Consider the following 235-nt stretch of genomic DNA (forward strand, 5'->3'; position numbering starts at 1 on the left):
GGGCGGTTATCAGGCCGGCCACGAATTGCTGATGATCGAAGAGCGGCCGACGGCGATCATCCTGATCCACGAACTGATGGCGATCGGGCTTTACCGCCGTCTTGCCGAGGCCGGCATCGTGCCAGGCCGCGAGCTCGCCGTCGTCGGTTTCCGCGAGGAGCCGCGCACGCATTTCCTGCAGCCGACACTGACGTCCTTCCGCATGTCGCTGCGCGATCTCGGCGCCCAGCTCGGC

At 66.8% G+C, this 235-nt stretch carries 1 protein-coding gene; it reads left to right on the forward strand.

Annotation, left to right across the window (positions count from 1 at the left end; genetic code table 11):
- On the forward strand, nucleotides 1-235 hold a 235-nt coding region (locus tag EOD29_RS35120; protein ID WP_164764108.1), incomplete at both ends, for a substrate-binding domain-containing protein.

Origin of the sequence: Mesorhizobium sp. M1A.T.Ca.IN.004.03.1.1 (assembly GCF_003997555.1) — a bacterium.
Lineage (GTDB): Bacteria > Pseudomonadota > Alphaproteobacteria > Rhizobiales > Rhizobiaceae > Mesorhizobium.